Annotated in this window: 12 protein-coding genes; 4 read left to right on the top strand and 8 right to left on the bottom strand. The window is 71.1% G+C overall.

All coding sequences use genetic code 11. The annotated features are described in order from the left end of the window. From GQQ93_RS14470 to GQQ93_RS14455, 4 genes are all read right to left on the bottom strand, one after another. Nucleotides 1–353, bottom strand: a 353-nt coding sequence (locus tag GQQ93_RS14470; RefSeq protein ID WP_157424920.1) for a sugar phosphate nucleotidyltransferase, incomplete at its 3' end; no start/stop codon positions are given. An 88-nt stretch (nucleotides 354–441) separates the two neighbouring features. After that, nucleotides 442–1,896, bottom strand: a complete 1,455-nt coding sequence (locus GQQ93_RS14465) for an aminobutyraldehyde dehydrogenase (protein WP_157424919.1) — start codon at nucleotides 1,894–1,896, stop codon at nucleotides 442–444. A 46-nt stretch (nucleotides 1,897–1,942) separates the two neighbouring features. Continuing rightward, the gene (locus tag GQQ93_RS14460) at nucleotides 1,943–3,364 is read right to left on the bottom strand and encodes an NAD(P)/FAD-dependent oxidoreductase (RefSeq protein WP_212277351.1); all 1,422 of its coding nucleotides are present in this window, start codon (nucleotides 3,362–3,364) and stop codon (nucleotides 1,943–1,945) included. Next, nucleotides 3,361–4,671: a glycosyltransferase gene (locus tag GQQ93_RS14455; RefSeq protein WP_157424918.1), complete on the bottom strand. Its 1,311-nt coding sequence runs from the start codon at nucleotides 4,669–4,671 to the stop codon at nucleotides 3,361–3,363. Before GQQ93_RS14455 ends, GQQ93_RS14460 begins: the two co-directional genes overlap by 4 nt. A gap of 134 nt (nucleotides 4,672–4,805) precedes the next feature. Between GQQ93_RS14455 and GQQ93_RS14450 the strand changes: the two genes are divergently transcribed. Then, nucleotides 4,806–5,414: a TetR/AcrR family transcriptional regulator gene (locus GQQ93_RS14450; protein WP_157424917.1), complete on the top strand. Its 609-nt coding sequence runs from the start codon at nucleotides 4,806–4,808 to the stop codon at nucleotides 5,412–5,414. On the opposite strand, the gene GQQ93_RS14445 is transcribed toward GQQ93_RS14450, so the two are convergent. The 4 genes from GQQ93_RS14445 to GQQ93_RS14430 are packed head-to-tail and all read right to left on the bottom strand — an operon-like array spanning nucleotide 5,396 to nucleotide 9,327. Next, the gene (locus tag GQQ93_RS14445; RefSeq protein ID WP_157424916.1) at nucleotides 5,396–6,532 is read right to left on the bottom strand and encodes an ABC transporter ATP-binding protein; all 1,137 of its coding nucleotides are present in this window, start codon (nucleotides 6,530–6,532) and stop codon (nucleotides 5,396–5,398) included. The genes GQQ93_RS14450 and GQQ93_RS14445 overlap by 19 nt on opposite strands. Continuing rightward, on the bottom strand, nucleotides 6,529–7,326 hold the full coding sequence (locus GQQ93_RS14440) for an ABC transporter permease (RefSeq protein ID WP_212277349.1): 798 nt from the start codon (nucleotides 7,324–7,326) through the stop codon (nucleotides 6,529–6,531). The genes GQQ93_RS14445 and GQQ93_RS14440 overlap by 4 nt, the downstream gene beginning before the upstream one ends. Further along, a complete protein-coding gene (locus GQQ93_RS14435; protein WP_212277348.1) occupies nucleotides 7,319–8,221 on the bottom strand; it encodes an ABC transporter permease in 903 nt (300 codons plus the stop codon). The genes GQQ93_RS14440 and GQQ93_RS14435 overlap by 8 nt, the downstream gene beginning before the upstream one ends. A gap of 5 nt (nucleotides 8,222–8,226) precedes the next feature. Then, on the bottom strand, nucleotides 8,227–9,327 hold the full coding sequence (locus tag GQQ93_RS14430) for a polyamine ABC transporter substrate-binding protein (RefSeq protein WP_157424915.1): 1,101 nt from the start codon (nucleotides 9,325–9,327) through the stop codon (nucleotides 8,227–8,229). Nucleotides 9,328–9,446: 119 nt separating this feature from the next. Here GQQ93_RS14430 and GQQ93_RS14425 point away from each other — a divergent pair, with 119 nt between their 5' ends. From GQQ93_RS14425 to GQQ93_RS14415, 3 genes are all read left to right on the top strand, one after another. After that, nucleotides 9,447–10,631, top strand: coding sequence for a hypothetical protein (locus GQQ93_RS14425; protein ID WP_157424914.1), 1,185 nt, complete (start codon nucleotides 9,447–9,449; stop codon nucleotides 10,629–10,631). Continuing rightward, a complete protein-coding gene (locus tag GQQ93_RS14420; protein WP_157424913.1) occupies nucleotides 10,595–11,575 on the top strand; it encodes an SIS domain-containing protein in 981 nt (326 codons plus the stop codon). Before GQQ93_RS14425 ends, GQQ93_RS14420 begins: the two co-directional genes overlap by 37 nt. 155 nt (nucleotides 11,576–11,730) lie before the next feature. After that, a complete protein-coding gene (locus tag GQQ93_RS14415) occupies nucleotides 11,731–13,377 on the top strand; it encodes a flavin monoamine oxidase family protein (RefSeq protein WP_170296210.1) in 1,647 nt (548 codons plus the stop codon). The last annotated feature ends 19 nt before the right edge of the window (nucleotides 13,378–13,396 follow it).

The following is a 13,396-nucleotide window of genomic DNA, read 5'->3' as shown; positions in this document are numbered from 1 at the left end:
GCCCGATGCACCGCATGCCCGAGCCCCAACGGGTCACCCTGCCGCACATAATGCATGTCCGCCAGATCAGTCGACTCGTTCACCTTCTGCAGCTTCGCGGTATCACCCTTCCGCTCCAGCGTCGCCTCCAACTCCGCGACCCGATCGAAGTGATTCTCCAACGCGTTCTTGTTCCGACCCGTGATCATCAACACATCAGTCAGACCAGCCGCAACCGCCTCCTCGACCACATACTGGATCGCCGGCTTGTCCACCACCGGCAGCATCTCCTTCGGCATCGCCTTCGTCGCCGGCAGGAACCGAGTCCCCAACCCCGCCGCAGGAATGACCGCCTTCGTGATCCGCCCCGTCATCGTCGTCTCCTCGTCATCGTCATCGTCATCGTCATCGTCGCTTCGTCGTCGCCGGGGATCTGCGCATCGTGCGCACCCGGCCGCCGGCTCACGCCGGCCGGAACCCGCTGGTCTCGGGCGGCGGCGCGTGCCGGATCATGAGGTGCCGTGTGACCGAATAGTCGAGCAGCGGCTCGATCGACATGTCCTTGCCGAAGCCCGAGCCCTTCACGCCGCCGTGCGGCGCCTCCGAGGCGATCGGCAGGTGGTCGTTCACCCAGGTGACGCCGACGTCGAGCGACTGGCTCACGCGCAGCGCGCGTCCGACGTCGCTCGTCCACACCGAGGAGGCGAGCCCGTAGGCGCTGTCGTTCGCGAGCGCGATGCCCTCGGCCTCGCCGTCGAAGGGCAGCACGACGAGCACCGGCCCGAAGACCTCGCCCTGCACGATCTCCGACGACTGGGCCGCGCCGACGAGCAGGGTCGGAGCGTAGTACGAGCCGATGCCGTCGAGCGACCGACCGCCGACGAGCGCCTCGGCCCCCTCGGCGACGGCCCGCGAGACGAAGCCCTCGACGCGTTCGCGGTGCGCCCGCGAGACGAGCGGGCCGATATGGGTCGCCGGGTCCATCGGGTCGCCCGCGACCACACCGGCGACCGCCTGCCGCAGCGCCGCGACCCCGTCGTCGTAGACCGAGCGCTCGAGATAGACGCGCGTGGCCGCGGTGCAGTCCTGCCCCGAGTTGTAGGTCGCTCCCATCGTCACGGCCTGGGCCATCGCGCCCAGGTCGGCGTCGGCGAAGACGATGACGGGCGCCTTGCCGCCCAGCTCGAGGTGCACGCGCTTCACGCCGTCGACCGCGCCGCGCATGACGGCCTTTCCCGTCTGGGTCGAGCCGGTGACGCTCACCATGTCGACTTCGCGGTGGGTGACGAGCGCCTGCCCGACCTCGGCGTCGCCCGTGACGACGTTGAAGATGCCGGCCGGAAGTCCCGCCTCGACGGCGAGCTCCGCGAAGCGCAGTGTCGTGCGCGGCGTGGCCGGCGCCGGCTTCACGATCACCGCGTTGCCGGCGGCGAGCGCGGGGCCGGCCTTCCAGATCGCCATGATGAGCGGGAAGTTCCACGGCGTGATGCCGGCGACGACGCCCACGGGGCGCCGCGTGAGGATCGAGGTGTAGCCGTTCGAGAACGACCCCGCGCCGGTGCCGTCGAGCGATCGCGCCGCACCCGCGAAGAAGCGGAGGTTGTCGATGCCGAAGGGCAGCTCGCCGTCGAAGGCGGTCGTCCAGGGCTTGCCCGAATCCTCGACCTCGAGCTTCGCGAGGTGTTCGGCGTCGGCCTCGATCGCGTCGGCGAGGCGCAGCAGCGCGAGCGAGCGCTCCCCCGGCGTCTTCGCCGCCCACGCGGGCTGCGCGGCGCGGGCCGCGGCCGCGGCCTCGTCGACGTCGGCGACGCCAGAGGCGGTGAACGCCGCGACCTGCTCTTCGGTGGCCGGGTTCGTGATGACGGCGTCGCCGCCGGTGCCGGGGCGGTACTCCCCGATGAAGGTGCCGGTCGTCATGAGGTGCTCCTTTCGAGAGCGGTCGAGCGGGCCGGAGGCCCGGTGGTCAGGAGTTGAACCCGAGGCCGAAGCGGTCGAGCGTGCGCAGCCACAGGTTGCGCCGCCCCTCGTGCGCGTCGGCCGCGAGGATCGAGCGCCGGGTGAACTGGACGATCGGGTTGCGCAGCGGCTCGGGCGGGATGGGGAACGGCCGCCGCCGCACGATGTCGTACCGAAGCCTCGAGGTCGGCTCCCCCGCCAGCAGGTCGAGCGCGACATCCGCCGAGAATCGCGATGCGCCCACGCCGAGGCCGGTGTGCCCGACCGCGTAGGCGACCCTGCCGCCGCGGGCCGTGCCGTATGCCGCCGTGAACCGGGTGGTCGAGTCGATCGGGCCGGCCCAGCGGTGCGTGAAGCGCAGCCCGCCCAGCTGCGGGAACGTCTCGAAGAAGTGCCGTGCGAGCAGTTCGTGCGAGGCCTCGCGCTGTTCGAGCCGCGCGTCGACCTTGCCGCCGAAGTAGTAGACCGCGTCCCAGCCGCCGAACAGGATCCGCCCGTCAGCGGTGGGGCGGTAGTAGTGGAACTGGTTGCCCGCATCGGTGAGTCCCTGCCCCTCGGCCCAGCCGACTGCGGCGCGCTGCGCCTCGTCGAGCGGCTCGGTCATGAGCACGTGGTCGTAGAGCGGCATGATGTAGTTGCCGAGTCGCCGGAGCGGCGACGGATAGGCGGCGGTCGCGACGACCGCGTTCCGCGCATCGACGTGACCGAGGGCGGTGCGCACGCGCACCCCCTCGCCCTGCCGGTCGATGCCGGTGGCCGCGGATGCCTCGAAGATGCGCACCCCGCGGCGTTCGAGCTCGGCGGCCATGCCCCAGGCGAGCCGCGCGGGGTCGATGAGCACCGTGCCCGTGCGGTCGCGCAGGCCGCCGAGATAGCTCGGCGAGTGCACGTCGGCCTGCACCTCGTCGCGATCCTGCAGCTCGAGCTCGACGCCGTGCCGCGCCCCCAGCTCGTGCGCCTCGCGAAGCCCGTCGAGCTGCCACGGCTCGATCGCGAGCGTCGTCTTGCCGGCTCGGCTCAGCGCGCAGTCGATGCCCGCCCGCTCGATCGTGGTCACGAGCTCGTCGAGGTTGCGTTCGCCCTCTTCGTGCAGGGCGCCGACCTGCTCGGGCCAGATCGCCGTGCCGTGCGTGAGCCCGTGCGTGAGCGAACTCGACACGAACCCGCCGTTGCGACCGGTCGCGCCGTGCGCGACGCGCTCGGCCTCGAGCACGACGACGGATGCCCCGGGGTCGCGTTCGAGCGCCCGCCAGGCCGTCCACAGGCCGGTGAATCCGGCGCCGATGACGACGAGGTCGGCGTCGGCCGGGGCGGTGAGCGCAGGCCTGGCAGCGGCAGCACCGTCGCCGGCGCGATCGGTCCAGTAGGGTCGCGGCGCCGCGTCGGCGAGGGCCGCCTGCACCTGCGCCTGCGCCTCGACCGCGCTCACACCCGTTCCCGCGAGCCGACGCGCTCGATCACGTCGGCCGCGGCCGATAGCCCGTCGCGCGACCGGATGTCGGCGCCGGCGGCCGCGACGCGCTCGCGCAGTGCGACGTCGTCGAGCAGGGAGCGCACGGCTCCCGCGAGCTCCTCGGGCGTGAAGCGGTACGGGTCGAGCCGGAGGCCGTAGCCCTGCTCGTGCACGCGCTGGGCGTTGTCGTACTGGTCCCAGAAGAGCGGCAGCAGCACCATCGGCTTGCCGAAATGCAGTGCCTCGGTCGTCGTGTTGTTGCCGCCGTGGGTGATGACGAGGTCGACGAGCGGAAGGATCGTGGTCTGCGGCAGGAACTCGGCGCCCCACATGTTGTCGGCGAGCTCGAACTCCCCGTGCAGCGGCCCCTTCGACACGATCACGTTGACCGGCTGGTCGGCGAGCGCGGCGATGACCCGTTGCATGAGCTCGACGTCGGCCGAGCCGAGCGAGCCGAGGCTGAAGTAGACGAGCGGGCGGCTGCCGTCGGTGAACGAGGCGGGCAGGTCGGCGGGCGCCTGCTCGGTCTGGCGCACCGAGGAGTCGAGGCGGTGCCAGGTCTCGTCGAGCGGCCGCTCGCCGTGGTAGTCGAGCACCTCGGGGTAGACGTAGAGGTTCTCGTCGCCGTGGTGGATGAACTCGAGCTCGGGCAGCGCGGGCGCCCCCTGCTCCTGCACCCAGGCGTCGAACTCTTGCCAGAGCTGCCGATGGGTGCGCTCGTACTCGGCGCGGAACGCCGGCCACGCCGCCCGGTCTTCGGCCGCGAGGCCCGAGAACACCGGAGCGATCTCGTCGCCCGGCACCTCGAGCGGGTTGCACGACACGATCCGCACGAACGGCACGCCGGCGGTGACGAGGGCGGGGAACGCGATCACGTTGTCCTCGATGATGACGTCGGGGCGCACGCGGTCGATGATGGCGTGCAGCTGCGGCTCGCAGTACTTCGCGCCGTCGACGAGCGCCTGCCAGATCGGGAGGGTGACCGTCTCGAGCTGCTCGGCGGTCGTCTTGCGGAACTCGGGCGAGACCTCCCTGATGTAGTCCTTCCAGAACTGCCCGGCGTCCTGCTCGGCGGCGTCGTCGGCGTCGTCGGCGGGCGGCGCGAGGTCGACCAGGTCCTCCTCGAAGCCGAGTGCGGCGAGCTTGCCCTCCCACGAGCGCTCGGCGGCGAAGACGACGCGGTGGCCGCGCTCGAGCAGCGCGTGCCCGATGCCGATGCAGTTGTTCGTCGGCCCGTAGGCGCTCTCGGGCATGAACAGGATCGTCAGTCGTCCGTCAGTCATCATCGACCTCTCATACGAGTTTCTTGTATCGGAGTTTAGAGAATTCTGGCGCGTGTTTGCCAGACTTTTCAAGAGCTTTCGCCCTAATATTGAGCACCAGCACAGACAATTCGATTCGCACGAAGGAGTGCTCGATGGCCCGACCGAAGCGCCAGGAGGAGCGACGCAGCCAGCTCGTCGCCGCCGCGCAGCGCGCGATCGCCGCGCACGGCCCCGAAGGGGCTCGCCTGAACCGCGTCGCCGAGGAGGCCGGCCTCACCTCGAGCGCGGTGCTCTACTACTACCCCGACATCGACGAGCTCATGTTCGAGGCGAACCGCGCCGGCATGGAGCGCTTCTACGAGGAGCGCGTGCGCATGCTCGAGAGCCTTCCCGACGACCCGGTGGCCCGGCTCATCGCCCTCGTCGCCTCGGGGCTGCCGAGCGGCCCCGACGACGCCGAGGTGCGCCTGCTCTGCGAGCTCGGCGGCTCGGCCGGCCGCGACGGGCTGATGGCCTCGCTGCTCACGACGCTCTACGACCGACAGGTCGGCATGTACCAGGTCGTGCTCGAGCAGGGCGCCGCGCGCGGCCTGTTCGCACTCGCGCAGCCCTCGCTCGTCATCGCGCGCAACCTCGTCGCCCTCGAGGACGCGTACGGCTACCGGATCGTGGCGAAGCATCCCACCATCGATCACGACGGCGCCCGCGAACTGCTGCTCGCGTACGCGAGGCTCGCGACCGGTCACACGCTCGCCGACTGATCGGCGGGCACCGCCGGCATCGCGCTCGTCGGGATCGACGTGCCGACCGAGCCGGGCTCGGCCGGATCCCGCGAGACGAGCGAGGCCTCGCCGAAGCGGAGCTCGACACCCGCGCCGCGCGCGAACTCGGTCGTGCCCGGCACCGTCGCGAGCATCGGGGCCGGCAGCCCCGCCACCTCGATCGAGACCGTCGACGCACCGCCGAGGAAGTACGTGTCGACGACCTCGCCCCGGAGCACACCGGCCGACGACGCGCCCGCGACCGGCGCCAGCACCACGTGCTCGGGCCGCACGACGAGCGTCGCGTCCTCGCCTGCGGCGAGCGAGTGCGGCACGGGCACCTCACCGAGGCCCTCGACGGCGATGCCCGCCGCCGTCGCCCGGCCGTCGAGGAGGTTCGCCGTGCCGATGAACGACGCCACGAATCGGCTCGCCGGGGCGCGGTAGAGCTCCTGCGGTGTCGCGAGCTGCTCGAGGCGGCCGTCGCGCAGCACCGCGATGCGATCGGCCATCGACATGGCCTCCTCCTGGTCGTGGGTGACGACCACGAAGGTCATGCCGACCTCGTGCTGCAGGCGCTTGAGCTCGAGCTGCATCGAGGCGCGCACCTGCCGGTCGAGCGCCGAGAGCGGCTCGTCGAGCAGCAGCAGCTTCGGACGCTTCACGATGGCGCGGGCGAGCGCGACGCGCTGCCGCTGCCCGCCCGAGAGCTGGCCGGGGCGGCGCTTGGCGAGCGGCGCGAGGCGCACCGCCTCCATCACCTCGCCGACGCGGCGACGGATCTCGGCGGCGCCGACGCCTTCGGCCTCGAGACCGTACGCGACGTTGCGCTCGACGCTCAGGTGCGGGAAGAGCGCGTAGCTCTGGAACATCATGTTCACGGGCCGCCGGTGCGGCGGCATGCCCAGGAGGTCGGTGCCCTCGAGCTCGATACGGCCTGCGGCCGGCCGTTCGAAGCCCGCGATCGAGCGCAGCAGGGTGGTCTTGCCGCAGCCCGAGGGGCCGAGCAGCGCGAAGAACTCGTTGTGGGCGATGTCGAGCGAGACGCCGTGCAGGGCGACCGTGTCGCCGTAGACGGCGCGCACGCCGTCGACCCGGAGCAGAGGGGCAGTGGTCATTTCGAGGATCCAGTCAGTCGGGTCAGACGCTGCGCCGCGATCACGGTCACGACGCTCACGAAGAGGAGCAGGGTGGCGAGGGCGTTGACCTCGGGCGTCACCCCGAAGCGCACCATCGAGTAGATGACGATCGGCAACGTGGGCTGGGTCGGCGCCGTCGTGAAGAAGGCGATCACGAACTCGTCGAGCGAGAGCGTGAACGCGAGCAGCGCGCCGGCCACGATGCCCGGGGCGAGCTGCGGCAACGTCACCTTGAGGAAGGTGCGCACGGGACCGGCGCCGAGGTCGCGCGACGCCTCTTCGAGGCTCGGATCGATGCTCGCCATCCTGGCGAGCACGATCGCGGTGACGAAGGCCGTCGCGAACACTGCGTGCGCGAGGATCACCGAGTGCAGTCCGAGTGTGATGCCGAGCAGCGCGAACAGCGTGAGCAGGCCGATGCCGAGCAGCAGGTCGGGCAGGATCGCCGGGGCGATCGCGAACGCCCGCACGAAGCCGCCGCGCGTGTAGTGCTGGATCCCGTAGGCGAGCAGCGTGCCGAGCACCGTCGCGATCGCGGTCGCCCCGGTCGCGACGACGAGCGTGTTGCCGAGTCCCTGCATGAGGGCGCCGTCGGCGAACACCTCGGGGTACCAGCGCAGCGAGAAGCCGCGCCACACGAACAGGTTCTCGGAGTCGTTGAAGCTCATGATCACGACGACGAGGATCGGCAGGTAGAGGAACACGTAGCCGAGCCAGAGGGGCACGAGGATGCCGCGGAATCGACGCCGCGGTCGCGTGATCGGGTCAGCCACGGCGGCCCCCTTCGGTGACGCGGCGCGAGACCGCCGACTGCAGGACGATCACGAGCACGAGGATGATCGTGAGCAGGAGCGCGAGCGTCGCGCCGAAGGGCCAGTCGCGCGCCTCGAAGAACTGGTCGCGCACGAGGTTGCCGACCATGATCGTCTTGCCGCCGCCGATGAGCTCGGGGATGACGAAGTTCGACATGGCCGGCACGAAGACGAAGACGCAACCGGTGAGCGCCCCCGGCAGCGAGAGCGGCAGGGTGACGGTGCGGAAGGCCCGCCACGGGTTCGCGCCGAGGTTCGTCGCCGCCTCGCGCAGCGAGGGGTCGAGCTGCTGCAGCGACGCGTAGAGCGGCAGCACCATGAGCGGCAGGTACATGTACAGCAGCCCGATCGCGATCGCCTGCGGCGTGTACAGCATGCTGATCGGGTCGTCGATGATGCCGAGGCCCTGCAGCGCCTGGTTCACCAGTCCCGCGTTGTTCAGCAGCAGGATCCAGGCGTAGGTGCGCACGAGGAAGTTCGTCCAGAACGGCAGCACGACGGCGATGAGGGCGACCGTGCGCCACTTGGGCGAGAGGCCGGCGATGGCATAGGCCATCGGGTAGCCGAGCGCGAGCGCGAGCAGGGTGACGACGAGCGCCATGCCGATCGACTGGGCGATGACGCCGAGGTAGAGCGGTTCGGTGAGCTTCACCCAGTTGTCGAGGGTGAACTCGAAGACGAGCCCGCCGAAGCGGCCGCGCTTGAAGAAGGTGTAGAACGCGAGCAGGCCGACCGGGATCGCCATGAAGACGATCAGGAAGATCATTCCCGGCGCCAGGAACGGGACGGGGGCGAGCCCCCGACGCGCGCGGCTCGCGCGCACGCCGGGGGTCGCCTCGTGGGAGGTGGTGGTCACGGGGATCAGTTGGTCGCCAGGACCTCGGAGTTGAGGTCGACGTACTTCAGCGAGTCCTCGCCGAGGTCGACGATGACCTCCTGCTCGAAGAGCTCGTCGACGGTGATGCCGAGGGTCGGGTACGACTCGAGGAGGGCGGGGTCGAGCGCCTCCATGGCGGCCTGGTTGGGCACCTTGTAGAGGATGTTCTCGGCGACCCAGGTCTGCACCTCGGGGTCGAGGATGTAGTTGAGGAAGGCCATCGCGGCCTCCTTGTTCTGCGACGACTCGAGCACCGTCATGGTGTCGACCCACAGGTCGGCACCTTCGTCGGGCACGACGAACTCGATGGTCGGGTCTTCGGCGATGCCGTAGTTGCACCAGCCGTCCCAGGCTTCGACCATCGCGGCCTCGCCCGAGACGAGCTTCGAGTAGAACGTCGTGTCGTCGTAGGCGAGCAGCGTCGGCTTGGTCTCGATCAGCTGGGCCTGAGCCTCGGCGAGCTCGGCGTCGTCGGTGGTGTTGACCGAGTAGCCCAGCGCCTTCAGCGCGGGCATCGCGAGCCAGCGGTCGGTCGAGAGCATCGTCGTCTTGCCGACGAGTTCGGGCTTCGGGGCCAGCAGGTCGTTCCACGACGTCGGCGCGAAGCCCGTGAGATCGGGACGGTAGCAGAGGCCCGTGGTGCCCCACGCGTAGGGCTCGGAGTAGACGTTGCCCTCGTCGTAGGCGAGCTCGAGCGCCTCGGGGTAGAGGTTCTTCTCGTTCGGGATGAGCGCCTTGTCGAGTTCGGCGAGCAGGCCCTGCTCACCGAGGGCCTGGGCGTACTGGCCCGACACGAAGGCGACGTCGATGCCCGAGTCGGCGCTCGCGGTGAGCTTCGCGACGATGTCCTCGTTGGTGGTGTGGTTGACGATCGTGGTCTTCACGCCCGTCGCCTCCTCGAACTGGGCGGCGAGGTCTTCGGGGTAGTAGTCGGCCCAGATCGAGACCGTCAGCGTCTGCTCGCTGAGGTCGGCCTCGGGGTCGAGCGCTTCGCCGCCGCCGGCATCGGCCGACGAACAGGCGGTGAGGGCGAGCAGGCCGGCGGCCGCCCCGGCGAGGGCGAGACGGCGGAACGGGTACGACATCGTGACTCCTGAACTTCGACGGGCAGGTTGAGCGATTCTTGCAGCACGCGTCAAGAAACCGCAATGACTTCAGCTCAATGAATATCCGGGGGTTGCGGAATAGTTACAATCCGAATTCAATGAATTCGATGCTCAGTGGCGAACTCCTTCCGATCGGCGGCCGAACGCTCGCCGTCGACGCCGACGGGCTCGTGCGACTCGACGGTCGCCGGGTCGCGGCCGGCGACGGCGTCGCGCGCGCGCTCGCTGCGACGGTGGATGCCACGGTGTCGCCCGAGACCGCAGCAGAGCGCGCGATCACGGTCGACCAGACGAACGTCTCGGTCATCGTCGACGAGCGGATCATCGTCAAGCTCGTCGCGAACTGGGGGGCGGCCGAGCGCTCGGCCCGGCTGCTCGAACGACTCGACCTGGCCGGGGTCGGCGGGGTCGAGCGCCTCCGCGGCACCGTCCGCTGGCGCCACCCGGTGCACGGCACCGGCGTGCTCGCCGTCGTCACCGACTACCTGCCCGGCGCCGAGGACGGCTGGACCTGGGCGGTCGACGACGCCGTCGCCGTGACGATCGGCCAGCGCGACGACCCCGAGTGGCCGACGACGCTCGGCCGCCGCGTCGCCGAGATCCACGAGGCGCTCGCCGCCGAGGCATCCCCCGCGCCCGACGGTGCCCCCGACGCGCGCGTGCGCCGCGCCGCGGCGACGCTCGCGGGCGCCGTCGACGAGACGGGGGGCGCAGCCGGCGATCGTCTTCGCAACCGGCTGCCCTCGCTCGAAGCCGCCGTCGCGTCGCTCGCCGCGAGCGCGCCCGGCCTCGTCTTCCCGATCCACGGCGACCTCCACCTCGGGCAGGTGCTCCGCTCCCCCGGCGAGCACGGCGAGACCGATGATCGCTACACCGTGATCGACTTCGACGGCGACCCGCAGCACGACGAGACCGAGCGGGGCCGCCCCGACAGCGCGGCCCGCGATCTCGCCCACCTGCTCGTCTCCGTCGACCTCGTCGCGGCGGTCGCGCAGAAGCGGCTCGGCCGTGCCGACCCGGCGTCGTTCGCGTGGGCCGATCGAGCACGAGCGGCGCTCCTCGCGGGCTACCTCGACGCGCTCCGGCGTCCCGAGCTGTTCGACGCGACCCTGCTCGCGGGGTTCGAGGCCGAGCAGCTCGCCGCCGAGCTGCGCTACGCGGCCCGCTTCCTGCCGCGCTGGCAGTACGCCCCCGACGCCGCGCTCACCCACCGCCACCCCTCGACGAACGACCGCCAGGAGCTGCCATGGACACCGCCGCCTTCCGATCCGACCTCGAACTGATCCCCGAGACGCTCGAGCGCCTCGCCGGCACGCTGGATGCCGGCCTGCCGGGACTCGAGGAGGTCGCGGCCGTCGGCGCCGGGCTCGGTGAGCACCCGTCGGTGGTGGTGCTCGGCATGGGTTCGAGCCGCTACGCCGCCGACGTCGTCGCACGTCGGTTCCGTGCGGCCGGCGCGAATGCGACGGTCGAGCTGGCGAGCGTCGACGAGCTGCCGCCGCCGACCCCGGGGCGGGCCGTCGTCGCGGTGTCGGCGACGGGCGGCAGCGTCGAGGTGCTGCGTGCCATCGAGCGCTACCGCGGCGCGGCACCGCTGATCGCGGTCACCAATCGCCCCGACTCGGCGCTGGCCGCCCGGGCCGACGCGGTCGTCGGGCTCGGCGCCGGGGTCGAGGCCTCGGGGGTCGCGTGCCGCACGTTCCGGGCGACGTTCCCCGTGCTCGACGGGGTGCTCGGCGCGCTGACGGGTCTCGACCCCGCGGGCCGGTTCGACGCCGAGGTCGTGCGACGGGCGGCCACGGCGAACGCGGGGCTGCTCGAGTCATCCGCCGACTGGCTCGAGGCCGCGACCGAGCTCGTCGCCGGGCCCGACGGGGCATGGACCCTGGCTCCAGCCGAACGCCTCTCGAGCGCCCAGCAATCGGCGCTCATGCTGCGCGAGGTGCCGCGGCGCGGCGCCTTCGCCTCGGAGACGGGCGACTGGTCGCACGTCGACGTGTACCTCACGAAGACGCAGGACTACCGTGCGCTCGTCTTCGCCGGCTCGCACTGGGACGGGCAGGCGCTCGAGTGGATGCGCGAGCGCGGCTCGCGATGGGCGTCCGTCGGCGGCGAACTGCCCGGGTCGGAGTTCGCGATCCGCCACGCGCACGACGACGACGCCCGCGTCGCGGTGCTCACCGAACTCTTGGTCGGCGAACTCGTCGCGGAGCGCCTGCTGCACTGAGGCGGAAGCGAACGGGCCGCGTCGACGGCACCGCCCCACGAACTCAACATCGGCAACATCGGCACCACCGGCACCACCGGCACCACCGGCACCACCGCAACATCGGCAACACCACGTCAGGCAACACTCCACCGATACGGACAGTGAGGTTCTCCATGATGGTCTTCCGACGCGGCACCACGCCGCAGACCGCCCGACTCGGGCGGATCCTCCGAGCGCACGGCGAGGCCGAGCGCACCGGGGTCCCCGTCGACGAGGTGCTCGAGCGCGCAGCATCCGCCTCGGCCGACGCCGCCGAACGCTCGTCGCTCAGCCGCCGCGACGCGCTGCGGGTCGCCGGCGTCGCCGGCGCGGGTGCCGCGCTCGCGATGGCCGGGCCGGCGCCCGCCTTCGCCGCCGCCCCGACCGCCAAGCCGCCCGCCCCGAGCGTCGCGATCGTCGGTGCCGGCCTCGCCGGAACGCGTGCCGCCCATTGGCTCTGGCGGACCAAGGGCATCGCGAGCACGATCTACGAGGGCAGCGCCCGCCCGGGCGGCCGCTGCTACAGCCTGCGCGGCCACTTCGACGAGGGCATCGTCGTCGAGCACGGCGGTGCCCTCATCAACACCGACCACAACGCGATCCGCAACCTCGCCTCGAATCTCGGTCTGTCCATCGACGTCGTCGACGGCGGCAGCTACAACGGCTGGGAGGACAAGTACTGGATCGACGGCGCCGACTACTCCTACGACGACGCCAACGCCGACTGGGGTCAGGTCTACAGCGCCATGAAGGCCGATCTCGCCGCGGCCCCGTACTGCCAGACCTTCGACGCCCACACCGCCGCCGGGGTCGCCCTCGACAACATGAGCGTCGACGACTGGCTCGCCCAGAAAGTGCCCGGCGGCCTCTCGAGCCGATTCGCGAAGCTCATGCGCTCGAACGTCATGGCGGAGTACGGACTGGAGTCGCACGAGCAGTCGGCGCTGAACCTCGTGTACCTGCTCGGCTGGAACGGGCAGAACAGCCTCTCGCCCGTCAACGGCGCCGACGAGAAGTACGTGGTGCGCGGCGGAAACGACCAGATCGTCACCCGCATGATCGCCGAACTGCCGGCGAACGCGGTGCGCTACGGGCACGAGCTCATCGCCGTGAAGCGCAACGTCGACGGCACGGTGCGGCTGAGCTTCGCGGTCGGCAACTCGACGGTCGACAAGACGGTCGACCGGGTGATCCTCGCGCTGCCCTTCACCACCCTCAAAGACTGCGATCTCAGCCAGTCGGGCTTCTCGCCACTCACCCGGCGCGCGATCGACGAGCTGGGGCTCGGCGCGAATGCGAAGGTGCACGTGCAGCTCGACCACCGCCCCTGGGTCGAGAACGGCTACGGCGGCTCGACGTACACGAACCCGTCGGGCTTCCAGTGCGGCTGGGACGACACCGCCTCGCACCCGCTGCCGACCGGCATCTTCAACTTCTTCCCGTCGGGCGACCAGGTGAAGGCCTGGTCGGGGCCGGCCTTCGGCGTGCCGAGCACGCAGCAGGTCGCGGGACTGCTCGCGCAGCTCGAACCGATCCACCCCGGCGTGACCGCCGCGTACTCGGGCAAGGCGTACCGCGACTTCTGGTGGGCGAACCGCTGGTCGAAGGGTGCGTACACCTGCCAGCGACCCGGCCAGTACACCGAGCTGTTCGGCGTCGGACAGACGCCGGAGGGTAACGTGCACTTCGCGGGCGAGCACACGAGCGTCGAGTACTACGGGTTCTTGAACGGCGCCGTCACCTCGGGCGAGCGCGCGGCGAAGGCGGTCGCGCTGTCGTGAGGTTGCGGGGTGCGCGGCC

It is taken from the genome of Agromyces lapidis, assembly GCF_009749405.1.
GTDB classification, from domain to species: domain Bacteria; phylum Actinomycetota; class Actinomycetes; order Actinomycetales; family Microbacteriaceae; genus Agromyces; species Agromyces lapidis.
This window is presented reverse-complemented; position numbering and strand designations above follow the sequence as displayed.